The 23936-nt window shown below is 68.0% G+C and carries 16 protein-coding genes; 6 read left to right on the top strand and 10 right to left on the bottom strand.

Going from position 1 to position 23936, the window contains the following annotated elements; all coding sequences use genetic code 11:
* Positions 1-135 precede the first annotated feature (135 nt).
* The 4 genes from AC1DFE_RS04935 (at position 136) to sufU (ending at position 7924) form a co-directional block, all read left to right on the top strand.
* Positions 136-2874 (top strand): helix-turn-helix transcriptional regulator, encoded by a 2739-nt coding sequence (locus AC1DFE_RS04935; protein WP_476904795.1) that lies wholly within the window; start codon positions 136-138, stop codon positions 2872-2874.
* Positions 2852-5617: a LuxR C-terminal-related transcriptional regulator gene (locus AC1DFE_RS04930; RefSeq protein WP_476904794.1), complete on the top strand. Its 2766-nt coding sequence runs from the start codon at positions 2852-2854 to the stop codon at positions 5615-5617. Before AC1DFE_RS04935 ends, AC1DFE_RS04930 begins: the two co-directional genes overlap by 23 nt.
* 501 nt (positions 5618-6118) lie before the next feature.
* The gene (locus AC1DFE_RS04925) at positions 6119-7444 is read left to right on the top strand and encodes a SufS family cysteine desulfurase (protein WP_476904793.1); all 1326 of its coding nucleotides are present in this window, start codon (positions 6119-6121) and stop codon (positions 7442-7444) included.
* 30 nt (positions 7445-7474) lie between these two features.
* On the top strand, positions 7475-7924 hold the full coding sequence (sufU, locus tag AC1DFE_RS04920) for a Fe-S cluster assembly sulfur transfer protein SufU (protein ID WP_476904792.1): 450 nt from the start codon (positions 7475-7477) through the stop codon (positions 7922-7924).
* Between the two features lie 28 nt (positions 7925-7952).
* Here sufU and nhaA read toward each other — a convergent pair whose 3' ends face one another.
* The 4 genes from nhaA to AC1DFE_RS04900 form a co-directional block, all read right to left on the bottom strand.
* Positions 7953-9350, bottom strand: a complete 1398-nt coding sequence (gene nhaA / locus AC1DFE_RS04915) for a Na+/H+ antiporter NhaA (protein WP_476904791.1) — start codon at positions 9348-9350, stop codon at positions 7953-7955.
* 139 nt (positions 9351-9489) lie between these two features.
* Entirely contained in the window at positions 9490-9711 is a 222-nt protein-coding gene (locus AC1DFE_RS04910) for an SCO4848 family membrane protein (RefSeq protein WP_476904790.1), read from the bottom strand.
* A gap of 4 nt (positions 9712-9715) precedes the next feature.
* Positions 9716-10213, bottom strand: coding sequence for a DUF2505 domain-containing protein (locus AC1DFE_RS04905; RefSeq protein WP_476904789.1), 498 nt, complete (start codon positions 10211-10213; stop codon positions 9716-9718).
* Positions 10214-10249: 36 nt separating this feature from the next.
* On the bottom strand, positions 10250-11773 hold the full coding sequence (locus tag AC1DFE_RS04900) for an SDR family oxidoreductase (RefSeq protein ID WP_476904927.1): 1524 nt from the start codon (positions 11771-11773) through the stop codon (positions 10250-10252).
* Between the two features lie 273 nt (positions 11774-12046).
* Here AC1DFE_RS04900 and mfd point away from each other — a divergent pair, with 273 nt between their 5' ends.
* Together mfd and AC1DFE_RS04890 are read left to right on the top strand one after the other, a co-directional pair.
* Complete coding sequence (gene mfd / locus AC1DFE_RS04895; protein ID WP_476904788.1) at positions 12047-15829, top strand: transcription-repair coupling factor; 3783 nt, start codon at positions 12047-12049, stop codon at positions 15827-15829.
* 5 nt (positions 15830-15834) lie between these two features.
* The gene (locus AC1DFE_RS04890; RefSeq protein ID WP_476904787.1) at positions 15835-16656 is read left to right on the top strand and encodes a metal-dependent hydrolase; all 822 of its coding nucleotides are present in this window, start codon (positions 15835-15837) and stop codon (positions 16654-16656) included.
* Positions 16657-16737: 81 nt separating this feature from the next.
* Here AC1DFE_RS04890 and AC1DFE_RS04885 read toward each other — a convergent pair whose 3' ends face one another.
* The 6 genes from AC1DFE_RS04885 to nirB form a co-directional block, all read right to left on the bottom strand.
* A complete protein-coding gene (locus AC1DFE_RS04885) occupies positions 16738-16971 on the bottom strand; it encodes a hypothetical protein (RefSeq protein WP_377950014.1) in 234 nt (77 codons plus the stop codon).
* A 46-nt stretch (positions 16972-17017) separates the two neighbouring features.
* Positions 17018-17761 carry a deoxyribose-phosphate aldolase gene (gene deoC, locus AC1DFE_RS04880; RefSeq protein WP_476904786.1) on the bottom strand — a complete coding sequence of 248 codons (744 nt, stop codon included), beginning with the start codon at positions 17759-17761 and terminating at the stop codon, positions 17018-17020.
* A 71-nt stretch (positions 17762-17832) separates the two neighbouring features.
* The gene (locus AC1DFE_RS04875; protein WP_476904785.1) at positions 17833-18699 is read right to left on the bottom strand and encodes an FAD-dependent oxidoreductase; all 867 of its coding nucleotides are present in this window, start codon (positions 18697-18699) and stop codon (positions 17833-17835) included.
* A gap of 256 nt (positions 18700-18955) precedes the next feature.
* Positions 18956-20122, bottom strand: coding sequence for a uroporphyrinogen-III synthase (locus AC1DFE_RS04870; RefSeq protein WP_476904784.1), 1167 nt, complete (start codon positions 20120-20122; stop codon positions 18956-18958).
* A 14-nt stretch (positions 20123-20136) separates the two neighbouring features.
* On the bottom strand, positions 20137-21171 hold the full coding sequence (gene cobA / locus AC1DFE_RS04865) for a uroporphyrinogen-III C-methyltransferase (protein ID WP_476904783.1): 1035 nt from the start codon (positions 21169-21171) through the stop codon (positions 20137-20139).
* 2 nt (positions 21172-21173) lie between these two features.
* Complete coding sequence (gene nirB, locus AC1DFE_RS04860) at positions 21174-23819, bottom strand: nitrite reductase large subunit NirB (RefSeq protein WP_476904782.1); 2646 nt, start codon at positions 23817-23819, stop codon at positions 21174-21176.
* Between the last annotated feature and the right edge of the window lie 117 nt (positions 23820-23936).

Below are 23936 nucleotides of genomic sequence, written 5' to 3'. Positions count from 1 at the left end.
CTCAAGGTCGCATCAAGGTCTGCGAAATGTGAACGCAGTGCCCTATATCCCCGCAAAGTAACGGGGTAGTCTACTTTCTAAGCGGGGGAGGCGATGGAGCCTTTATCCTGCCGGGCGGGATGTAAGGAAAAGTTCATGTCAATTGAGCCACTGAGCTGGGGACGTGGGTCTACGGCGGGCGTGCTGGCGGGACCGGCAGGCGTCGCCGGCGGGACGGACCTCCAACGTTGGTCCGTTCCGGCGCGCAGCGCAGACCTTGAAGCCATCCGCACTGCGCTCACAGATCCTGAGTCCCTGGGCGTCGTTATCACCGGTGCCCGCGGCGTGGGCAAATCCTCGCTCGCCCGCACTGCCGTGTCCGATCTTGGCCCGGATGTCTGGGCTCTTCAGCTGCGCAGCCCCCTGGCCGGCTCGCAAACCTCCTACGGCTGCCTCGCCTTCCTCCTTGCCCGCCTTCCGCAGTCCGCGCTGGGTTCCCCCACAGCCATCCTGCAGGGAATCACTTCCCTCATCCGCAGCGACGCCGCCGGCCGGGACTGCATCATCACCCTGGACACCACCGGCCAGATCGACGACATGAGTGCCGGCGTCATCCTGAACATCATGCTCACCCATACCGCCCGTGTCATTGCCATCGCGCCCAGCACCAGCGACCTGCCGGCGGACTTCCACTGGCTGCTTACCGACCGGCGGCTGACGGAAGTCCGGCTGGATAACCTCAACGAACTGCAGACCCGGCAGGTGCTGCTGACGCTGCTGGGCCACAGGGTGTCGGCGTCGTTGGTGAGCACCTACCACGCCATCGTGGGCGGCAACCCGCTCCTGCTTAAGGCCCTGGTCACAGAGCAGCAGCAGTCCGGAAACCTCGTCCTCTCGGATTCCGTCTGGACCCTGCGGGACAGGGTGGTGCTCGACGGCGCCACAGGACTCGATGACATCGTCCGTTCGCGCTGGTCCCGGGAATCACCTGATACCCGCGAGGTCATCGAAATGCTTTCCTGCGCCCGGCGCGTCCCGCTGGCCCGGCTGACCGAGATCTACGGGACTGCCACGGTGGCCGACATGGAGGACTCGGGGCTGCTGACGGTTGGCGAGACCGAGGACCGCTGGGTCACCCTGCGGGAGCAGTACCTCGGGGATGTGGTGCGTTCCTGGCTGAGCATTTCCCGGCGGCGTGAACTCCGCACCCTGCTGTTGGACGGCCATGAACCGGAACTCTCCATGATGAGCATGGAGGAGCGGATCGAGTTTGCCGCCTGGACCAGGGAGTGCCAGGCCGAGCTCAGCCCTTCCATGGCGGTGGCCGCCGCGGAGGCGGCGGTGCAGCTTTTCGATCCCCGGTTCGCGATTTCCTGTGTTGAGGGCATCAAGAGGACCGACGACGTCTGGGTGGAGGCCCAGCTGTACAAGGCCACGGGCTACCTGCTGCTCGACCTGCCGGTGCAGGCCATGGCTGCGTTGGAGGACATCACCCAGATACAGCTGAACGCGCTCGACGAGGAGGCCTTCGCGCGCGTGGTGTCAGCCAAGAGCCGGGTCATGGTCTGGCTGCCGGAGCTGTGCGACAAGGTGCCGGATGAGCTGGAAGCTGCCCGGAAGAGACTTGGCGTTGCTGCGGGGGCGGCATCCAGCTGGCCGGATCCGCTTGGCACGGCAGCCAACATCATCACCCTGGCCGAGTTCGAATACAAGTCCTTCATCGGCGACTTCGCCGCCATGATCGGTGAGCTGGAGGAGGCATCCGACCCCGCGTTCACCCAGGACCCCGCGCTCAGGATCCAGGCGTCCCTGATCCTCATGAGCGCACTGTCCGCCGTCGGCCGGGAAACCGATGCCCTCCAGCTGATGCGGCGCGTTGGCGGACAGCTCTCCGATGCGGGGCTTTTGACCGGGCTGCGGGAGCGCTTCTCCCTGACGGCGTTTAACGTGCTGCTGCAGGCCGGCCAGTGGAAGCGGTGCCTGGAGCTCGTTGGGCCGCCGAAGGGGCAGGAGGAGCGCCGGCTGGCGTACCGGACGTCCGCCACGGAACTGGCGGCCGGCATCGCCTACGTTTTCTCCGGCCGGGGCGCGGTAGCCCTCGATTCGCTGCTGTCCGCCGTCGCCCAGCTCGAGCTGCGCCCTGTGCTGAACATGCTGCAGTCAGCCTACGCCGCCACTGCCTTCGCCTACGCCCAGATCGGCAATGCCGGGCAGGCGCACAAGTACCTCGACAAGCTCCGCGGGGTGCGCGGGCACTGCAACTTCCGCACGCTGTTCGTCACCGAGTTCTGTGCGGATATGGCCGGGCGCTGGCTGGGGGACACCGACGCCGTGAAGCGGCTGCTCGAGGCAGCAAACCGCGACATCGCTGCCGGCCGGTACACGCTGGCGGGGATCAGTCTGCTCGGAGCCACCGTTAACGGTACGGACGAGGACTTCCGGCTCATGGAGGACGTGGCAGGCCACCGCCAAGGGACCCTAGCCGAGATTTCACGGCTCATCGCCGTGGGCAGCCGCACCAAGGACGCCAAGGTTCTCCTGGAAGGCGCGCACCTGTGCGCGGAACTGGAACTCGACGCCGTGGAGGCACGCTGCGTTGCGCTCGCCGTCGACTTTGCCCGCCACTCCGGCGATTCCGCCTCCGCCCGGGTTGCCCAGGCGCGTCTGGACAGCCTCACCGCCACAGTGCCCAGCCTCCCGATCGTTCCCAGCAGCGGAAGCCCGCTCCTGACCGCGCGCGAGCGCCAGATCTCCCGGCTGGCCGGAAGGGGCGTATCCAACCGCGACATCGCCCTCGAGATGGGCGTATCAGTCCGAACAGTGGAAGGCCACCTGTACCAGGTCTTCACCAAACTCGGCGTGACTTCCAGGGGTGATCTGCCTGGCCTCGTCTAACAGCTCTGCTCCCAGCAGCTCCTCACCCGGCACCCATTCCAATGGCGTCTCTAGCAACGGCCGCGGTACCAAGGCGGAATCCGAACTCCCACTGCTCACTGGCCGCCGTGAGGCAATAGAGCACGTTTGCACGATCATCCGGAGCCGTGCCAGCCAGGCCGTTTACCTGATGGCGGGCCCCGGCGTCGGAAAGACCTCCGTCACGGACGCTGTACGGGAGAAGCTGGCGGCAGAGATGACCGTCCTGCGCATTCATGGCAGCTCCGCGCTGGCCAAGGTCCCCTACGGTGTGCTGGCGCCCTATACCGCGGGGCTTGCCCCCGAGGAAGCGGACTCACCGGTCGCGGTGCTGCGGGCGGTCTGGGCCTATTTCCAGGAGCTGAAGGGAAGCAGCGAGCTCAAGGGCGGCAACGAGGCCCCCGTCCTCCTGGTGGTGGACGACGCCCATCACCTCGATGAGGCGACCGCCAGCATGGTGGTGGACATGACGTCGGCCGGCTGGGCCACGGTGCTGGCTGCCGGTCGGCCGCGGCCGGGCCTGCCCCAGCCTCTGAACCAGCTCTGGTATGACGGCTTGGCGGAACGCATCGATCTCCGGCCGCTGAACGGCGAGCAGGTCAGGGAGGTGGTGGAACACACCCTGCAGGGGACGGTCCCGGTCAGCACCGTCCAGTCGCTGTGGTCTGCTTCGGGTGGCAACCCGCTGCTCCTCGACTGCCTGCTGGACGACGCAACAGCCGACGGAACGCTGGTCCAGCGGAACGGGATCTGGGTGCTGCTCGGCCCGTTGCCGGCCGACGGACCCAGGCTTTCGGACCTCGTGGTCAAGGATCTCCTCCGGCGGACGCCGGAGGAGCAGGATGCGCTTAAGGTGATCGCCTTGGCGGAGCCGGTGGCCAGGGGCCTGATCGAAGATGTCTGCGGCGCCGGCGTCGTCCGTTCCCTGCTGGACAACCAGGTGGTGAGCGAGTCGACCGCGCCGCACACCGAGCTTCGGCTCACCCATGCCATCCTCGGCGAATCGACGCGGCGCCAGGTGTCCGTCTCGCGGAGCCTGCAGCTGCGGCAGAAACTCGATGCCCATCTGGATACCGCTGCCGCCAGCGCAGAGGGCCGATTGCGGCTGGTCGAATGGTCGCTGGAATCCGGCCTGGAAGTTCCCGACCGGGACCTGCTGGACGCCGGACAGTTGGCTGCGACCACATTCAACAACGCGGGCGCGCGGCTCATGGCCGGACACGTCCAGGCCCCGGAGCTGCAGGCCCATGCACGCTCCATCACCGCCAGGGCCCATTTCAACGAAGGGAAGTACCGCGAGGCCGCCGAACTCCTTGACAGCTGCTGGCTGGAGCTGGGGGACGATCCGGAAGCTCCGCAGGTGCTCATGCTCAGGGCGTCCTCCCACATGGCGCTGGGAAAGCCCGTGCGGTTGCTCAGGGCTGAATCACGCCAGCAGCTCGAGGAGGCCGGGATCGCCCTGGCCGACGCCTGGCAGGACAGGATCCATGGCCTGATGGAGATGGCCGCGGCGGGAGACCACGAAGGTATCGCCAGCGTTATCTCGGCGTTGGGGACCACGGACGCGTACAGTGCAACTGCCGTTGAAGCGACCCAGCACGCCGTGGCGCAGGCGCTGCTAGCCCAGACGCTGGTCTCGGCCGGCCGGTCACACCAGGCCTACGCCGCCGCCATGGCCGCCGGTCCCTTTCTGCCGGCGCTCAACGGCGGACTGTATTTCTTCAACGAGTTCGTCCTGACCCGGCTGGCGCTGACCACCCTCGCTGCCGGAAACTGGGAGTCGGCCGACCATGAGCTCTCGACGTATCCGGCGGAGCGCACCGAAGGTGCTTCAACCTTCGGTGGCGGGATCCAGGCGCTGCGCGGCCTGGGACTGCTGCGGCAGGGGCAGCTGGAGCGCGCCTACGAGGTCCTCCTGCCCGCGGTTGAAGCGCTCCGGGTCAATGACCCGCTGCAGGAGTTCAGGTTCGGTTCGTCTCTTGCGTTCTACGCCGCAGCACGGCTGGGCGACACCGCCCAGGCAAAGCGGCTCGAACAGGACTTCATCTCGGCCAGGCACGCCAGCGGACCCGGCTGCGACGCCGTCGCGGAAGCCTATGCGGCCGCCGCGGCTGAATATCTCGACCGGAAGGGCAGCGGACTGGACAGGCTCCGTGAGCTCGCGGCGTCCGAACCCGTCGCGGACCACCCCGGGACCAGGATGGAGTGCCTGATCCTATGCTCGGAGCTCGGCGAGCGGTCGCTGGTGGAGGAGCTGGCTTCCCTCGCCGCCTCTGTTGAGGGACGGTGGGCGGCCGGCTGGCACCAGCTTGCCCAGGCCTGGGCCTCGGAGGATGCGGACGTTCTCATGGAAACAGCCGGCGCCCTGGAGGAAGCGGGCCTGGTGAATCTGGCGCGCGAGGCGTATGCCAGGGCCGGCGCCCTGCTGGACGCTGCGGGGGAGCGGCGCCGGGCCCGCCAGGCGATCGCGCACCGGGAAAAATGCGACCAGGAGCTCGGGGAACGGTTCCGGGAAAGCCCGTTTGTGGCCTCGGTCCCCAGTGTCCACCTGACCCGCCGCGAGCGGGACATCGTGGAACTGGCGGTGCAGGGCCTGTCCGATCGCGAGATTGCACAGAAGCTGATGGTGTCCGTACGGACCGTCGAGGGGCACCTGTACCGCAGCTACGTTAAGCTCGGCGTCCGCCGGCGGGACGAACTCGCGCTTGCCCTTCCCAAGAAGTAGCGCTTCCCAAACTGATTTTTAAGCACTCCCGGCCGAAATCCGCGCCGTTCCGGGCCCGACGCCGCCACCTGCGGGAACCAGTAGTTGAGTACTCAGAAAAACGAGTACTTGATACTGGTGCAGCGGGCGCCAGTACGCGATTAACTAATAGTGGCAGCGGAAGCAGGGCTGATCTCCCCCCGAAGCTGCCACCAGATTTCTCAGGTCTCGCACCAGATTTTCCGGCCCCCTGGGTCCGGGCAAAGGCGGGGCCGGCGACGTCAGAGCCTTCTGAGACCGAGGCTCTCCCCCCAGCCGTCGCCGGTCCTTTGAACTGAATATCCGCCGTTTTACGGCAAGATGTTTTACGGCAAGATAAGGGCGGCCCGCAGCGACGGGGGCCGCCCTTGGCGTGTCCCCAAACAAGCCTGCCCGTGCTGGCCGGCTGCTCCTGCCCGTGCCGCCACCCAAAACGTGCTGTGGGACAATTGAGAGGTACCTCGAGGCACCCAAGGAGTCCCATTGGCCCTAGTATCAACGCCAACCACGCTGACGCGTGCCCTTTCTGCGATGGACAATGCCGAGGTCCTGCGGATCCGCAACGACTTTCCCGTGCTGAACCAGACGGTCAACGGCCGCCCGCTCATCTACCTGGATTCCGGCGCCACCTCGCAGAATCCGCTGAGCGTGATTGAGGCCGAGCAGGAGTTCTATGAGCAGCGCAACGCTGCCGTTCACCGCGGAGCCCACCATCTTGCCGTGGAAGCCACCGAGGTTTTCGAGGATGCCCGGCAAACCGTCGCCGACTTTATCGGGGCGGCCTATGAGGAAATCGTCTGGACCTCCAACGCCACCGAGGGCCTCAACGTCATCAGCTACTCGTTGTCGAACGCCGCGCTGTGGGCTGCCCAGGGCCGCGGCGACTCCCGGCTGCGGGATCTGGCCCTGGGACCTGGCGACGAAATCGTGGTCACGGAAATGGAACACCACGCAAACCTGATTCCCTGGCAGGAACTGGCCTACCGGACAGGTGCCACGCTGCGCCACATCCCCGTGGACGACGCGGGGGCGCTGCGGATGGATGAGGCAGCCGAAATCGTGGGGGAGCGCACCCGGCTGCTGGCCTTCACCCACGCGTCCAACGTGCTGGGCACCATCAACCCGGTCAGCCACCTTGTGGGCCTCGCCCGGCAGGTCGGCGCCATGGTGGTGCTTGATGCCTGCCAGTCGGCGCCGCACCTGGCCCTGGACGTCAAACAGTTGGATGTGGACTTCGCCGTGTTTTCCGGGCACAAGATGCTGGGGCCAACCGGCGTCGGAATCCTTTACGGCAAGCAGGAGCTCCTGGACGTGCTGCCCCCGGTGCTGACCGGCGGTTCCATGATCACCACCGTCACCATGGAACGGGCGGAATACCTCCCCGCCCCGCAGCGGTTCGAGGCAGGGACCCAGAAGATTTCGCAGGCTGTGGCCCTTGCCGCGGCCGTCAACTATCTGACGGAAACCGGGATCGACCGGGTGCACCGCTGGGAGTCCGAGCTTGGCCAGCGCATGGTGGCCGGTCTGGAAGCCATCGACGGCATCCGCGTACTGGGCCCGGCCGCCGGCCAGGACCGAATCGGCCTGGCGGCCTTCGACGTTGCCGGTGTCCACGCGCACGACGTCGGCCAGTTCCTTGACGCCCGGGGGATCGCGGTCCGCGTGGGCCACCATTGCGCCCAGCCGCTGCACCGGCGCCTTGGCCTGACGGCCACCACCCGGGCCAGCGCCTACTTGTACAACACCACCGACGACGTGGACGAGTTCCTGGACGCCGTGTCCGGTGTCCGCACCTACTTCCGGGCGTAGCCCCGGATCCCCGAAGACAGGTACCTGAGCATGAGCCTCGACCAGCTTTACCAGCAGATCATCCTCGACCACTCCAAGGCCCGGCACGGCAGCGGCCTGGCGGCGGCCGATGTCCCCGACGGCGCCTCCACCGGCCAGTCACACCAGCTCAACCCGGTGTGCGGCGACGAGGTCACCCTGCGCGTTGCCGTGGACCACGGCACGGTGACACAGCTGGCATGGGACGGGGCGGGCTGCTCGATCTCGATGGCTTCGGCGTCCGTGCTGAGTGAGATGGCCGAGGGCATGTCCGTGGATGAGCTCCGCTCGGTGATCGGGAACTTCCGTGACGTCCTGCGGTCCCGGGGAAAAATCCACGCCGACCCGGAGATCCTGGGCGACGCCGCCGCCTTCGAGGGCGTGGCCCGCTACGCCGCGAGGGTGAAGTGCGCCATGATCTCCTGGGTTGCGGCCGAGGACGCCCTGAACCAGGCAGCCTGACCGCTCCTCGCTGGCGGCCCCGCCCCGTTCAGTGGTCCTGTTCGGACCGTTCGAAGACATCCGGGACGCCGTTGCCGTCGTCGTCCCTTGCCTCCTCCGCTTCCAGCCGGCGGTAGTGCCTGTTGCGGGCTTTAAGCACGACGGCGGCCAGCGCCGCGGCGGTCAGCGAACCGGCGAGGATGGCAACCTTTGCATGATCGTCGTGGGCCGAGCCGGATCCGAAACTCAGTTCGGCGATCAGCAGCGAGACCGTGAAGCCGACTCCTGCCAGGAGGGACAGCCCGGCGACGTCCACCCACTTCAGCCCGTCGTCGAGCTGGGCGCGGGTGGTTTTCGTGATGAGGACCGTGGCCCCGAAGACGCCGAAGGCCTTGCCCACGATCAGTGCTGTCACGATGCCCACCGCCACGGGGTCGGCCAGGGCGGACATCAGTCCCGACGTACCGCCGAGAGCGACGCCCGCGGAGAAGAACGCGAAGACAGGGACGGCGAAGCCCGCAGAGAGAGGCCGGAGCCGGTGTTCAAGCCGTTCGGCCATGCCGGTTTCGCCGCCAGAGGCGCTGCCTTCAGTGATGCTGCCCCCAGTGCTGCTGCGTTCAGCGGCACTGTCTTGCTGGGGGGACCGCCGCGAGACGGCCACGGGGACGGTGAAGCCGAGCAGGACGCCGGCCACCGTGGCGTGGATGCCGGACGCGTGCACCAGGCCCCACGTGGCCGCGGCCAGCGGCACCAGCAGGTACCAGTGGCTGATCCGTTTCTGCACCAGCCAGGCGAAGAGCCCCAGCGGGACAAGGGCGGCGAGCAGCAGGGCCGGCTGGAGCCCGGAGGAATAGAAGAACGCGATGATGCCGATGGCGATCAGGTCATCCACCACGGCGAGGGTGAGCAGGAACGTTCTTAGCGCCGCCGGGAGGTGCGTGTTGATGACCGCCAGCACGGCAAGCGCGAAGGCAATGTCGGTAGCGGTGGGGATCGCCCACCCCCTCAGCGCCCCGCCTCCTTGGTTCCAGACGATGGCGGAGTAGATGATGGCCGGCAGGGCAACGCCGCCAACGGCCGCTGTTACCGGGACCACTGCCCGGGAGGGCCGGCGCAGATCGCCGGCAACAAACTCGCGTTTGAGCTCCAGGCCGGCGATGAAGAAGAACAGGGCAAGCAGTCCGTCTGAGGCCCAGTGCCCCACACTCAACTGCAGGTGCCACGGCTCGTAGCCCAGCGTGAGGTCGCGCAATCCAAAGTAGGCGTCGGCCGCGGGGGAGTTGGCCCAGATCAGCGCGGCGGTTGTGGCGGCCAGGAGGAGCGCACCGCCGACGGTCTCCGTCCGCAGGATGGCCGCAATGCGGAGGTACTCGGGATAGGTGGAGCGGCTGAGCGCCGGGAATTTGCGAGAGGGGAATTTGCGGGCTGGGAAGGACGGCTTGGGCATTTAAGCTCCTCGCGAGGGGTCGGCTAACGTCTTGCCGACCAGACTTCCCGGCGCACCCTGCACCTAGCTTATCTGATTGGCTTCGCTGCGGAGCGTCACCGGATGAGCCGGTCAGCCTGCGCCGGTCAGCCTGCGCCGGTCAGCTGACCAGTGCCGCGATGCCGATCGCGGCGGTGGCGGCACCCAACACCATGGAAACCGTCACCAGGACCACGTGGACGGTGAGGAACTTCGTGGCCTTGCCGGCGGCGTCCCGTGCCCGCGGGTCCTTCATGACACGGCGCAGGAACTGCGGCCAGACCACGAGGGACCAGACGCCCGCAACGACCAGGACCAGGGCAAGGAAGGCAGGGACGTCCACAGGATTAGTGGCTTTCGAGCCAGGCCTGGGCCTGCTGTGACTGGATGTTCAGTGCCTTGCCCACGATGGGCTCGGCGGCATCGGCGATCTTGCCGCCCAGGAACGGCACGGAGGACGTGACGTTGCCTTCGAGTTCCACCCGGGTGCTGCCGCCGTCCGCCACGAGCCGCTGGACCGCGGTCACGTCGATCGGCGCGCCGGCGATCTTCAGCGAGATGTTGCTCCGGCGTGAACCGTCAGCGTCCGGGGCGTCCCAGTTTTCCACCTGGGTCACCTTCAGGCTTTCGCCGACGAACTTGCGGGCGATTTCGGGCAGGCGCGTCGTGGGCAGGGTGCGCACGGACGTGGTGCTGAACTCGCCGGCGATGTCGCCCGCCACGGTGAAGGACTCGAGGCTGCCGCCGACGAATTCGCTGGTGTGGCGCTGGAAGTCCTCGTTCGCGAAGACTGCGGTGACGCTGTCGACGCCGTGGGGAAGGGTGGTGGATGCACTCAGTGCCATTGATCCTCCGTCGTTGTGGGTCAGAACGCTTTTTGCTCACCACATCCTACGGGGTTGGCCGCCGTTCCCCGGCACGGGAGGTCCGGCACCCAGCTCTGCGGCGTCATGCTTTTCCTCGGCGGAGAGCTTCCGGGCGGCCGCGGTGATGTTGCGGGACATGGCCGGGAAGATGATGCTGTGGAAGGGAAGGACAGCCAGCCAGTAGAGCCGCCCGCTGAGGCCTTTGGGGAAGAAAATCGCCCGCTGGCGGTAGCGGCTTCCGGTGCCGTCGGGCTCCACGCAGAGCTCCAGCCAGGCCCGTCCGGGGGCGCGCATCTCCGCCCGCAGGCGGAGCAGGCGGCCGCGCTCGATCCGTTCCACGCGCCACCAGTCCACCACCTCGCCGGCCACCAGATGGTGCGGATGCCGCCGGCCGCGGAGCAGGCCCGCTCCACCCGAGAGCTTGTCCAGCCAGCCGCGGGCGCTCCACGCCAGCGGGAGCGAGTACCAGCCGTTGCGGCCGCCTATCCCCTCAATAATCGTCCAGACGTGTCCGGGATCCACGTCGCTGGCAAACGTCCGCTCATCGACGTACACCCTGTGTCCGGCCCAGCCGGGGTCGCTCGGCAAGGGGTCGGCGTCGGCGCCTGCGCTGGCCCAGGTGGTTTCCACCTGGCCGTCCCGTTCCTTGCCGAGCGCCAGGGCGACGGCCCTGCGGTAGCCGGTGAGGCCGCCGTCGGGCTGTTCGATGTAGTTGTCGATGTCGTGTTCGGCGGAGACCGCATCATGCTGCAGGGACTGGACCAGCGGCACGGACATGGACAGCGGAATCGGAGTCACCAGGGCAACCCACAACCCGGCCAGCCGGGGTGCCGGCACCGGCAGTGCCAGGACCGGGCGCGGCGGCAGGCCCGCCTCGGCCGCGTATTCCTTCATCATCCCGGCGTAGCTGAGAACGTCCCGGGAGCCGATATCGAAGGTGCGGTTGAGGGGTTCCACGAGTGAGGCGGCCGCGACAAGGTAGTACAGCACGTCGCGCACGGCGATGGCTTCGATCCGGTTGCGGACCCAGCTGGGCGCGGGCATGAGGGGCAACGTCTCGGCGAGGTGGCGGATCATCTCGAACGACGCCGAGCCGGAGCCGATGACCACCCCGGCCTGGAACACGAGGGCGTCCACCGGGCCGGTGAGAAATACTTCGCCCACCGCCTCGCGGGAGCGCATGTGCGTTGACAGTGCCGTGTTGCGCGGGTGCAGGCCGCCCAGATAGACGATCCGCCGGACGGAGGCTGCCGCCGCTGCCCCGGCCACAAGCTCGGCCATCGCCTTTTCCTTGGCCTCGAAACCGGAGCCCGCTGCCATCGAGTGCACCAGGTAGTACAGGACGTCCACGTCCCGCAGGGCATCCCCCAGGGCCGCGGAGTCGTCGAGGCTGCTGCGGACCATCTCAACGTCGTCGAGCCAGGGGACGCCGGCGATTTTCTCCGGTGACCTGACCAGCACCTTGACCCGGTGCCCGGCGTCCAGCAGACGGGGGACCAGCCGTCCTCCGATGTACCCCGTGGCGCCTGTGACAAGCACTGTTTGGGCGTCCGCTGACCGGGCGTCGGGGCTGCTGCCGGCTCCTGCCGTGCCGCCAGTACTGCTGTGGTTTCCGGTCTGGTCGCTCACGGAGTCTCCTTGGGGCGGCGTGGCTGTGATGAACGTCACCTGCCCAGCAAGCTTAGCAATCCGGCGGAGGGCGTCCGGATGCCGCCGGTGTGCCTGCAGGGGTAGGCTGGAATCCCCGGCATTCGCACGAATCCGGGTTTTCGTGTTGCCTGCGTTCGAATGAGATTCCAGGAGATCCTGCCCATGAGCTCCAAAGGCCAGAGCCCCACCGGCCAGCCTTCGACCGGCCAGCCCTCAAGTGGCCAGCCCTCAAGTGGCCTGCCCCTCAGCGGCCTGCGCCGCGTCCTCCATGCGGACAGGACATTCGCCCGCGTGCAGGCCGAGGCGGGGAGGGGATTCAGCGTCCGCAGCGAGGATTACCAGATCAGTGCCCCGGCCGGGCTGCGGCCGGTGCTCCTGGCCGAGATGGCGGACGGCCTGCTGAACGCTGCAGGAAACGGCACCGCATCCGGTGACCACCCCGCACCGGGTGTGGTCCTTGCCGTCACGGCGACGGGTCGTGAGGCCGAGGATCTTGCCGCCGCGCTGCGCGCCTATCTGCCGGCCAGTGCCGTGGCCGAGTTCCCCAGCTGGGAAACCCTCCCGCACGAGCGCCTGTCCCCGCGTTCGGACACGGTGGGCAGGCGCCTGTCCGTCTTGCGGCGCCTCGCTCACCCTGAAGACGGTGCGCATCCCGGAGGTGCTGCCCACTCAGAAAACGCTGCCCACTCCGAAAATACGACGGCGGGACCCCTCCGAGTCGTCGTCGCGCCCGTCCGCGCCGTGGTCCAGCCGATTGTGGCCGGTCTGGGGGAACTGGTTCCGGTGACGCTGAAGGTCGGCCAGGAGGTCCCGTTCAATGACGTGATCCGGAATCTCGCGGCCGCCGCTTACTCCCGCGTGGACATGGTCACGCACCGCGGCGAATTTGCCGTCCGCGGCGGCATCCTGGACGTGTTCCCGCCCACCGAGGACCATCCCGTCCGGGTGGAGTTCTTCGGCGATGAGGTGGACCAGATGCGCTGGTTCGCCGTCGCCGACCAGCGCTCGCTGTCCGCCCCCGGCGTGCATCACCCCACCGAACTCCACGCCCCGCCGTGCCGCGAAATCCTCATCACCCCGTCAGTCATGTCCCGGGCTGCCACGCTGAAGCCCCAGCTGCCCGCCGCTGCCGACATGCTGGAGAAGATCGCCGGCGGCATCGCCGTGGAAGGCATGGAATCCCTGGCGCCGGTCCTCGTGGACGCCATGGTCCCGTTCATGGACCAGCTGCCCGCGGGTTCCATCTCGGTGGTCATCGAACCGGAGAAGGTCCGTACCCGCGCCCACGACCTCGCGGCCACCAACGAGGAATTCCTGGAAGCGGCCTGGTCCACGGCCTCCGATGGCGGGACGGCGCCGCCTGATCTTAGCTCGCAGGCCTCAGCCGCCCTGCACTCCGCCAGCTTCCGGTCGCTGGCCGAGACCCGCTCGGCGGCCCTCGGGCACGAGGTGTCCTGGTGGTCCATCACGTCGCTGGCCACCGACGAGGAACTGACACCGGACATCGACGTGCTCAACCTCCACGTCCGCGAGCCGCGCGGCTACCAGGGCGACGTGGCCGAGATGATGGACTTCATCGGCTCGCACGTGCGGGACCAATGGCGGATCGTGGTGGCCACGGAAGGTCCCGGCCCGGCGCAGCGCCTGGCCGAACTGTTCCACGACGCGGACATCCCCTGCGCCCGGGTGGACACACTGGACCACGAACCCCAGGCGGGGATCATCGAGGTGACCACCGCCGCCGTCGGACGCGGTTTTGTCCTGGACGGACTGAAGCTCGGTCTCCTGACCGAGGCCGACCTGCTGGGCCGCACCTCGGCAGGCTCCACGAAGGACATGCGCCGCATGCCGTCCAAGCGGCGGAACGCCGTGGACCCGCTGCAGCTGGTGGCCGGCGACCATGTGGTGCACGAACAGCACGGCATCGGCCGGTTCGTTGAGCTCATCCAGCGCAAGGTGGCCGGGGGCGGTGACGGCGTGCGCGAGTACCTGGTGCTGGAATACGCCGCGTCCAAGCGCGGCGCCCCGGGGGACAGGCTTTTCGTGCCCACCGACCAGCTGGACCAGGTGACGCGCTACGTCGGCGGCGAAACCCCCGTGCTCAGCAAGATGGGCGGCGCGGACTGGGCCAGCACCAAGTCCAAGGCGCGCCGGGCGGTCAAGGAAATCGCCGGCGAACTCATCCGGCTCTACTCGGCCCGGATGGCCTCGCGCGGCCATGCCTTCGCGCCGGACACGCCGTGGCAGCGCGAGCTGGAGGAGGCCTTCCCGTACGTGGAGACGCCGGACCAGCTCACCACCATCAACGAGGTCAAGGCCGACATGGAGCGCGAGATCCCCATGGACCGGCTGGTCTCCGGCGACGTCGGTTACGGCAAGACCGAGATCGCCGTCCGCGCCGCCTTCAAGGCCGTGCAGGACGGCAAGCAGGTGGCGGTGCTGGTGCCCACCACCCTGCTGGCGCAGCAGCACTACGAGACGTTCACCGAGCGGTTCTCCGGCTTCCCGCTGCGCGTAAAGCCGCTGTCCCGGTTCCAGGGGTCCAAGGAAGCCAAGGAAACGGCGGAGGGCGTGAAGAACGGGTCCGTGGACGTGGTGATCGGCACGCACCGGCTGCTGTCCAAGGACTTTGAGTTCAAGGACCTGGGCCTGGTGATCGTGGACGAGGAGCAGCGGTTCGGCGTCGAGCACAAGGAGGCGCTGAAGAAGATGCGCACCAACGTCGACGTCCTGGCCATGAGCGCCACCCCGATTCCGCGCACCCTGGAGATGTCGCTGACCGGCATCCGCGAAACGTCTACGCTGGCCACGCCGCCGGAGGAACGCCACCCGGTGCTCACCTATGTGGGGCCGTACACGGACAAGCAGACCTCCGCCGCCATCCGCCGCGAGCTGATGCGTGAGGGCCAGGTGTTCCTCGTCCACAACCGCGTCTCCACGATCGAAAAGACGGCGGCGAAGATCCGCGAGCTTGTCCCCGAAGCCCGCGTCGAGGTGGCCCACGGCAAGATGTCCGAGAGCCGGCTGGAGCAGATGATTGTCGACTTCTGGGAGAAGCGCTTCGACGTCCTGGTGTGCACCACGATCATCGAAACCGGCCTGGATATCTCCAACGCCAACACCTTGATTGTGGACGGCGCGGACAAGTACGGCCTGTCGCAGCTCCACCAGCTGCGCGGACGCGTGGGCCGCGGACGCGAGCGTGCCTACGCCTACTTCCTCTACCCCTCCGAGAAGCCGCTGGGCGAGGTGGCGCTGGAACGCCTGAAGGCGGTGGCCACCCACAACGAGCTCGGCGCGGGCATGCAGCTGGCCATGAAGGACCTGGAAATCCGCGGCGCCGGCAACCTGCTGGGCGGTGAACAGTCCGGCCATATCCAGGGCGTCGGCTTCGACCTCTACATCCGGCTGGTGGGCGAGGCCGTGGCCGAGTACCGCGGCGAGGCCGAGGAGAAGGCCGCCGAGATGAAGATCGAACTGCCCGTCAACGCGCACCTGCCGCACGATTACGTGCCGGGGGAACGGCTGCGGCTGGAGGCGTACCGCAAGCTGGCGTCCGCCGTCACCAACGAGGCCATCGACGAAGTGCTCGCCGAGCTCGTGGACCGCTATGGCGAGCCGCCGCTGCCCGCACAGAACCTCGTCGCCGTCGCACGCTTCCGGGTGGGTGCCCGCGAAGCCGGGCTCTCCGACGTCGCCCTGCAGGGCAACTTCATCAAGTTCTCCCCGGCGCAGCTGCCAGAATCGAAGACCATGCGGCTTAACCGGATGTACCCGGGCGCGCAGTCCAAGCCCGCCCTCGACGCCGTCCTCATCCCCAAGCCGAAGACGGCCAGGATCGGCGGCCGCGACCTGCAGGACGCCGAGATCCTGGCATGGGCCGACGGCGTCATCCGCAACATCTTCTCCGACGCGCCGGTCCCGGCCGAAGCCACGAAGGGCTAGCCGTGATGGGAGGACACCACGCCGCGTCAGGGGCCGCGGCGTGGGTGGCTGTTGCCGCGACGGGGCCGTACACGCTGGGCTGGTATCCGCTGGACGCCACCGGCGTGCTCATCGGGGGTATGGCGACGGCGGGCACGGCCCTCGTCTGCGACTGGGACCACCGCTCCAGCACCGTGGCCCACTCGCTGCCGCCGCTGTCCAACATGATCGCCGTGGGCATCGAGAACGCCAGCGGCGGCCACCGGCAGGGCACGCATTCGGTGCTGGGCGCGGCCATGTTCGTGCTGCTCGCCGCGGTTGCGGCGCAGATCCAGCTGGACACGCCGTGGGGTGTGCTGTCCGTCGGCGCCGGGCTGCTGTGCATGTTCATGATCAATATCGCGGCCAAGGCGCTGAAGCTGTTTCCGAAGTCCGGCGTGATCAGCAACTGGGCCTTCGCCCTGGTCATGGCCGGCCTGGTGACCTGGTTTGCGCCCCACCAGTGGACCTGGCTGCCCATGTCCATGCTGATCGGCGTCGTGGTCCACATCGTGGGGGACATGGTAACCACCGGCGGTGTTCCGCTGCTCTGGCCGCTGGTGATCAAACCACCAAAGTTCCTGCGCCGGATGTGGGTGCTGAGGAACTTCTGGCGGCCCAACGGCGCCTTCTCCATCCCGCTGCTGGGCCGGGCAGGGTCGCGGCGGGAGTGGCTGGTGCTGATTCCCGTCAGCGGTTACGCGATGGTGGGAATGTGCCTGGCAGCCTGGTCGCTGGCCGGTAGTCACTTCCCCGCGGCGCTGGCCCTGGCCGGCCGGCTGGCCAGCAGCGTGCTCGGGCTGCCCTGAAAGCTCGACTGTCCTGATTCAGGAGTTAAAAGCGGAAGCCCCGGATAAATCCGGGGCTTCCGCTTTCAACAAATCTGGGTTTTAGTATTCGCCGGCCGAATCCGAGCGGCCGGTGATGGTCTGCGGAATCCAGAATGCGAGGGCGAAGAGGCCAAGGCACACGGCCATCGGCCACGGGTTGCCCAGCGTCAGGAAGGACAGCGAGTAGATGGCACCCAGGAACAGGGCCATGATCACCACAAAGAGAACAATGCTGCCGGCCAGGGGGTTCTCGTTCTGCGGCGTCTTTACCTGCTGGTCAATCTTGCTGGACATTCATTCCTCCTCGGCCCCGCGGGGCTCAAACTGTGGCTGCCGCCGGTCAGTACGCAGACGAACCCTGTTCGCCTGTGACGATTGCAATACCGGAGCTGGCGCCAATACGTGTTGCACCTGCAGCAATCATAGCCTGTGCGTCCTCGAGGGTCCGCACGCCGCCGGACGCCTTGACGCCCAGGTCCGGGCCCACGGTGCGCCGCATGAGGGCCACATCTTCGGCGGTGGCGCCGCCGCCGTTGAAGCCCGTTGACGTCTTGACGAAGTCGGCGCCGGCCTCGACGGCCGCTTCGCAGGCCAGGACCTTCTGATCCTCGCTGAGCAGGGCAGTCTCGATGATGACCTTGAGGATCGCCTCCCCGGCGTGGACCTCCTCGGCTACGGCCTTGATCTCGTCCACCAGGGCGCCTCTGTCCGCGGCCCTGGCAGCAGCGACGTTGATGACCATGTCCACTTCGTCGGCGCCGTCCAGCACGGCCCCGCGCGCCTCGAACGCCTTCACGTCGCTGGGCGTGGCGCCCAGCGGGAAACCCACCACGGAGCATGTGAGCACGCCGGTGCCCTTGAGGGCTGTTTTGACTGTCTTGACCCACACCGGGTTCACGCACACCGACTTGAACTTGTACTCGGCAGCCTCTGCACACACCTTGAGGATGTCCGCCTCGCTGGCCTCCGGCTTCAGCAGCGTGTGGTCAATGAAGGAAGCGATGCCCGGCGCGTCGCTTCCTTCCCCGGGAGATCCTGCGGGGCTGGTCGCGGCGTCCGTTCGGGCGCCTGCTTCGTTGCTCATGCTGGTCCTTTCCAGGCCGGGGCCCCGGGTGTCGCGGCGTCCTTGCGAACCATCCTGCCACAGCAGGAACGCTACGCAGCCGCGGCCAGCTGCCCCACCGAAAGCGCCGCCATGAGCTCGGCGGCACAGGCGCCTGCAGCTGACCCGGACGAGACCAGCAGGCCCAGCCGCACGCCGTCGAACGCTGCCGCATCACCGATGGCCCATATGCCCGGCACGGAGGAGCGGAAGTCGCGGCCGACGACGATCCCGCCGGCCGCTGCCGTCTGCACGCCGGCGGCGGCGGCGGCGGCCAGGCCGTCCCGGGGCGTGCGGTCCTCGGCGAGGACCACGAGGTCGCCGTTCATGCGGCTGCCGTCCTCGAACACGACGCCGGCGGCAGGCAGCACGGAGCCGGCAAGCGTCGGCACGACGGCGGCGGGCCGGGCCGTGGTGCGGACGGGCCGGACACCGCGGGCACGGAGCACCGCTTCTGCCTGCCCGGCGGCGGGACCGGTGCCCACCAGGATGCCCAGCGGCCTGCGGCCAAGGACCCGGGTGACCTCCTTGACGGCGTGGCCGATCTTGGCGGCGTCGTCGATGGTGGAGTAGCTGAGGCAGCGGCCGGAGCCGTCGACCGGCGAGTCCACCGGGGCCGAACCGGTGGCGATGACCAGCTGGTCGTAGCCGAACTCCATGCCGTCGGCGGTGGTGACCACCTGGGACCCGGCATCGATGTGGCTGGCGGGCTGGCCGAAGCGTATGGAGACAAACGGCAGGGCGGCCAGTTCCAGCAGCTCGTCTGGGGCGTCGTCGCGGCTGCTCAGGACCGTGACGGTCCCGGAGAACTGTGCTGCGGCGAGCTGTGCCACGAGCGCCTGGGCGGCCGGGCCTGCCCCGGCGATGAGGATTTTGTTGGAAACGGTGGCGGTGGACGGAAACTGTGCCGGAGCGGACATGTGCGGGCCCTTTCGAATGCTGCACCAGGCGGGCCGATCTGGGGCCCTGTTGTGCTGATGGGACCCAGCCTAGGGGGAGCGTTTTTCGCGGGTGTTTCACTGGTGTTGCCTGTTTTTCTCGGCGCGTTCGCCAGTATTTACGGACCGGTAATGACGTGGGTCACACCGCGCTGCCTCAACGGGAACAAGGCAAACGCGGGGTCACCTACGGCCCAATCGGAGGGCCTTATTGGGCGCTAAGTGACCCCGCGTTGCGCTAGACGCGGAGGCGGTAGCCGCGCTTGACCACGGTCTCCACGAGCTTGCCGTCCGGCAGGGAGGACCGCAGCCGGCTGACCGTCATGTCCAGCGCGTGAACCGAGCCGCGAAGTTCCAGCAGCTCGGACAGGGACTCCCGGGAGAGGACCGCACCGCCGGCGCCCAGGAGCGCGCGGAGCAGCAGCAGCGGCGCCGGGGCGATCTCCACCGGCTCGCCGTCAATACGCAGCGACCGGCCGCGCAGCTCCACGTTTCCGGAACGCGTGTCCAGCCGGCGGACATGGTTCAGCGCGAGGTGTTCGCACACCAGCCTGATCAGCGCGCCCATCCGGAACCGCTCCGGCACCAGCGGAGTGATGCCGGCATCCACCAGCGGCTGCGCCGTCACGGGACCGACGACGGCGGTGGTCACGGTGGTCTTGAGGCTCTCCACGAGCTGCTTGTACAGCCCCATCTCGTGGGCCGTGCTCCACATGGCGTCCACGGCCGGGGCACTCGTGAACGTGAGGACGTCCAGATTGCCGCTGCACGCAGCCTCGATCAGGCGGGGGAGCCGGTCGGCGCCGTCGGGCTTGACCCAGCGGTAGGGGGTCACGGTCAGGACCGTGGCGCCGGACATCCGCAGCCGTTCCAGCTGGCGGACGTCCGTGTAGCCATGCAGCTGCACTGCCACGGTCTTGCCGCGCACGCCCTCGGCCAGCAGCATGTCCACCAGCGTTGCGGTGGTCTCGTCGCTGCTGATTCCGACGTCGGCCAGCCCGGCCGCGCGGACGGCGCCGCGGGCCTTGGGTCCGCGGACGAACATCCGGCAGGCACCCAGGGTTTCCAGCAGCTCCTCACCGATTCCCGACGCGTCCGCCGCCTCGCACCAGCGGCGCATGCCGTAGGCGGTGGTGGCGATGCAGAGGTCGGGCTTGGCCGCGATGATCGCCTTAGTGTCCTCGATGAGGCTGATGTCCTCGTTCACGGGGGCGATCTTCAGTGCCGGGGCATGCAGGACCTCGGCACCGCGGCGTTCCAGGGCCTCGATGAGGTCCCGCGAACGGCGGTGCGAGGTCACGCCGATCCGGAAACCCTCCAGTGGGGCCTCGGCGGCCGCCTCCGGTGCCGCTGCGCTGAGCGCGGTTTCGGTGGGTGCTGTTTCAGTGGGGGCTAGTGCATTCATTGCGTTCATGCCTATCACGAACCCAGCAGCGAAGCCGCCAGGCGGTCGAGCTCCGCCTCGGCCTCGGCATGCCCGCGGTTGGCCTCAGCCACCCGCACCACCTCGCCGATCACCAGGACGGCGGGGTTGCTGCAGCCGGCGGCGGCAGTTGCGATATTGCCTAGTTCCGCGATGGTGGTCCTCTGGCCCGGCCGGTAGCCGCGCTCCACAACGGCCATGGGCATGTCCGTGCGCATCCCGGCGCGGCGCAGGCCGGCGGCGAGATGGTGCAGCGTGCCGATGCCCATCAGCACCACGATGGTTCCGCCCAGGCCGGCCAGGTGCGTCAGTTCCTTCTCCGTCAGCGGCGCGTGGCCGGACACGACCGTGAACATGTGGCTGACTTCACGGTGCGTCACGGGGATGCCGGCGGCGGCCGGCACGGAGATGGCGCTGGTCACGCCGGAAATTACGCGGACAGGGACGCCGGCGGCGACGCAGGAGGCAACTTCCTCCCCGCCGCGGCCGAAGACATACGGGTCGCCGCCCTTGAGGCGCACCACGTTGTTACCTTCCAAAGCGGAGGCGACCATGAGCTTTTCGATGTCGCCCTGGCTCACCTTGTGGTGCCCCGGGCGCTTTCCGACGTCGACCAGTTCGGCAGAGGTGAGGGACGCCAGCTCCTGGTACGGGGCCAGCCGGTCGTAGAACACGACGTCGGCATCGCGCAGGGCCTTGACGGCCGCCACGGTCAGCAGCTCGCCGGTGCCCGGGCCGCCTCCAACCAGCGTGACGTGGCCGGCCCGGCCGGCTGCCGGCTCGGACGCCACCGGGATGCCGGCGGCGCGGCAGCGGTCCAGCAGCGGCTCCCAGCCGGTCTGGCCGTCGTCGACGGCTGCGACAAGGAACGGACGCTCGGGCAGGGGGCCGTCGTGTCCGGCACCCTGCGGGGTGCTGAGGCGGTAGACCACGGCGCCGGCTGCCCCGTAACGGCGGACGGCCTGGCGTGCGGCGAACTCCGAGCCGGTGACCAGGACGTCGCGGCCGGTGAGATCAATGCTGAGCTGCATGCCTATACCTCGTTCTCATCAATCAGTTCCGGTGTGGCGGGCCGCATCGGGATGGTGGACCCGATCAGTACTTTCCCTTTTTCCTCAGCCGTGGCCGGGCGCATCTGGCCGCGCTCGTCCGGGACGAACGTGATGGAGTCGTCCTTCTGGTCGGGGGCGTTGACGAAGGAGCGGAACCGGCGCAGGCGCTCGGGGTCCTTCAGGGTGTCTGCCCACTCGTCGACGTAGGTGTCGACGTGCTTGGCCATGGCGGCCTCGAGGTCCTCGGCGATGCCCAGGGTGTCCTTGACCACCACGTCCTCGACGTGCTTGATGCCGCCGTCGAGCTCCTCCTGCCAGCGTGCGGTGCGCTGCAGGCGGTCGGCGGTGCGGATGTAGTACATGAAGTAGCGGTCGATGTACTTGATCAGGGTTTCGTCATCCAGGTCCTTGGCCAGCAGCTGGGCGTGTGCCGGCGTGGCACCGCCGTTGCCGCCGACGTACAGGTTCCAGCCGTCCGCGGTGGCGATCACGCCGACATCCTTGCCGCGGGCTTCGGCACATTCGCGGGCGCAGCCGGAGACGCCCATCTTGAGCTTGTGCGGGCTGCGGAGGCCGCGGTAGCGGAGCTCCAGCTGGATGGCCATGGCCACCGAGTCCTGGACGCCGAAGCGGCACCAGGTGGAACCGACGCAGGACTTCACCGTGCGCAGGCTCTTGCCGTAGGCCTGGCCGGACTCGAAGCCGGCGTCCACCAGTTCCTTCCAGATCTCCGGGAGCTCCTCCAGCCGGGCGCCGAACATGTCGATGCGCTGGCCGCCCGTGATCTTCGTGTACAGGTTGTACTTTTCGGCCACGGCGGCAATGACGCCGAGCTTCTTCGGGGTGATCTCGCCGCCGGCGATGCGGGGAACCACCGAGTAGGTGCCGTCCTTCTGCATGTTGGCCAGGGCGCGGTCGTTGGTGTCCTGCAGGGTGCCGCGGCCGGCGTCGAGGACGTAGTTGCTGTTCTGGCTGGCCAGGATGTTGGCGATGGTCGGCTTGCAGATGTCGCAGCCGGCACCGGTGCCGTACTTGGCCATGACCTCCTCGAAGGAGGTCAGTTCCAGGACGCGGATGGTCTCGAAGAGTTCCTGGCGGGACAGTTCGATGTGCTCGCAGAGGGCCTTGGAAACTTCGACGCCGGACTTGGTCAGTTCAGTTTCGAGCAGTTTCTTCAGCATCGGCACGCAGGAACCGCAGCTGGTCCCGGCGCGGGTGCAGCCCTTGAGCTCGCCGAGCTCCTGGACGGGGGCGTTGCCCTCGCAGGCGCCACAGCCGTTGATGGTGTCGCGGATGGTTCCGGCGGCCACGTTGTTGCAGGAACACAGGATTGCGTCGTCTGGCAGCTCGGTCTCGGGGGCGTCGCCGCCGCCTGCAGCCGTCAGGTAGGCACCGGGTTCTGCGGGGAGCTCGCGGCCCAGGAGCGGTCGCAGGCTGGTGTAGGGGGTCGCATCGCCGACGAAGATGCCGCCGAGCAGGGTCTTGGCGTCGTCGGTGGTGACGATTTTCTGGTACACGCCGCGGGCGGGGTCTGCGTAGACGATTTCGAGGGCGTGCTCGGTCCGGGCGAACGCGTCGCCGAAGCTCGCCACATCGACGCCGGAAAGCTTGAGTTTGGTGGCGGTGTCGAAACCGGGGAAGGTGGCCTCGCCGCCATGCAGGCGGTCTGCCACGATCTCGGCCATGGTGTTGGCCGGTGCCACCAGTCCGAGGCACATGCCTTCGAAGTTTGCTACCTCACCGATGGCCCAGATGCCGGGCACCTGGGTGGCGCAGTAGTCGTTGATGACCACGCCGCCGCGGGGGCCCAGGTCAAACAGGGATTCTTCGCCTTCGGCCGCGCGGAAGAGTTCGTCACGAGGCTTGACGCCGATGGCCACGATGACGAGGTCTGCCGGGATGGCGCGGCCGTCGGCCATCAGCACACCGGTGACCTGGCCGTCGTCGTCCGCCTGGATTTCGGACGGGAACACGCCGCCGTGGACTTCGAAGCCCTTCGCCTCGATGAGGCGGCCCAGCGCCTGGCCGGCGCCTTCGTCGAGCTGCGTGTTCATCAGCCAGGGGGCACCGTTGATGACCACGGGGGTGGCACCGAGCTGTTCGGTGCCGGCTGCGGATTCGAGGCCCAGGAGCCCGCCGCCGATGGTGACGGCGTTAACCTTGCGGCCCAGCTTTTCGCTCAGTTCGGCGATGGACTTGTTGATGGCCCAGACATCTTCCAGGGTGCGGTAGACGTGCACGCGCTCGGCGCCGGGCAGCGGGAGCCGGGCGGCGTCCGAACCGGTGGCGACCACCAGTTCGTCGTATGCATAGGTGTTGCCGGCTGCGGTTTCAACGGACTTGCCCGCGGTGTCGATCTTCACGACACGCTCGCCGGTCTGCAGGATCAGCGACTCGTGGTCCCACATGGAAGCCGTACCCAGCGTCAGGTCAACAGTGCTGTCCGTGAGGGCCTTGCTGAGGGCAACGCGGTCATAGGGCAGGTGGGCTTCTTCGGTCAGAACAGTTACCTGCCAGCCTTCGAGGCCGCGGGCATGCATGGCATCAGCAAAACGGTGGGCTGCAGGGCCGCCGCCGGCGACCACAATGCGGCGCGGAGTCGATGAGGTTGAAGTCTGTTCGGTCACTGTGGGCCTTTCGCTGGGCCGCAGACGGTGCTCTGCAGCTTGTCCATCCAGACTAGGGAGGCGCAGTTTCGCTTCAGTTTCCCAATTGTTTCGTGAACTTAACTTCTGCATCACGGG

This window comes from Arthrobacter sp. 05T423, assembly GCF_056396245.1.
This window is presented reverse-complemented; position numbering and strand designations above follow the sequence as displayed.

What these genes read in the sequence shown, in the direction of transcription:
- AC1DFE_RS04935 (WP_476904795.1), top strand. Translation starts at nt 136, where the DNA reads ATGTCAATTGAGCCACTGAGCTGGGGACGTGGGTCTACGGCGGGCGTG.
- sufU (WP_476904792.1), top strand. Translation starts at nt 7,475, where the DNA reads ATGAGCCTCGACCAGCTTTACCAGCAGATCATCCTCGACCACTCCAAG.
- nhaA (WP_476904791.1), bottom strand. Translation starts at nt 9,350, where the DNA reads ATGCCCAAGCCGTCCTTCCCAGCCCGCAAATTCCCCTCTCGCAAATTC.
- AC1DFE_RS04905 (WP_476904789.1), bottom strand. Translation starts at nt 10,213, where the DNA reads ATGGCACTGAGTGCATCCACCACCCTTCCCCACGGCGTCGACAGCGTC.
- mfd (WP_476904788.1), top strand. Translation starts at nt 12,047, where the DNA reads ATGAGCTCCAAAGGCCAGAGCCCCACCGGCCAGCCTTCGACCGGCCAG.
- AC1DFE_RS04890 (WP_476904787.1), top strand. Translation starts at nt 15,835, where the DNA reads ATGGGAGGACACCACGCCGCGTCAGGGGCCGCGGCGTGGGTGGCTGTT.
- AC1DFE_RS04885 (WP_377950014.1), bottom strand. Translation starts at nt 16,971, where the DNA reads ATGTCCAGCAAGATTGACCAGCAGGTAAAGACGCCGCAGAACGAGAAC.
- deoC (WP_476904786.1), bottom strand. Translation starts at nt 17,761, where the DNA reads ATGAGCAACGAAGCAGGCGCCCGAACGGACGCCGCGACCAGCCCCGCA.
- AC1DFE_RS04875 (WP_476904785.1), bottom strand. Translation starts at nt 18,699, where the DNA reads ATGTCCGCTCCGGCACAGTTTCCGTCCACCGCCACCGTTTCCAACAAA.
- AC1DFE_RS04870 (WP_476904784.1), bottom strand. Translation starts at nt 20,122, where the DNA reads ATGAATGCACTAGCCCCCACTGAAACAGCACCCACCGAAACCGCGCTC.
- cobA (WP_476904783.1), bottom strand. Translation starts at nt 21,171, where the DNA reads ATGCAGCTCAGCATTGATCTCACCGGCCGCGACGTCCTGGTCACCGGC.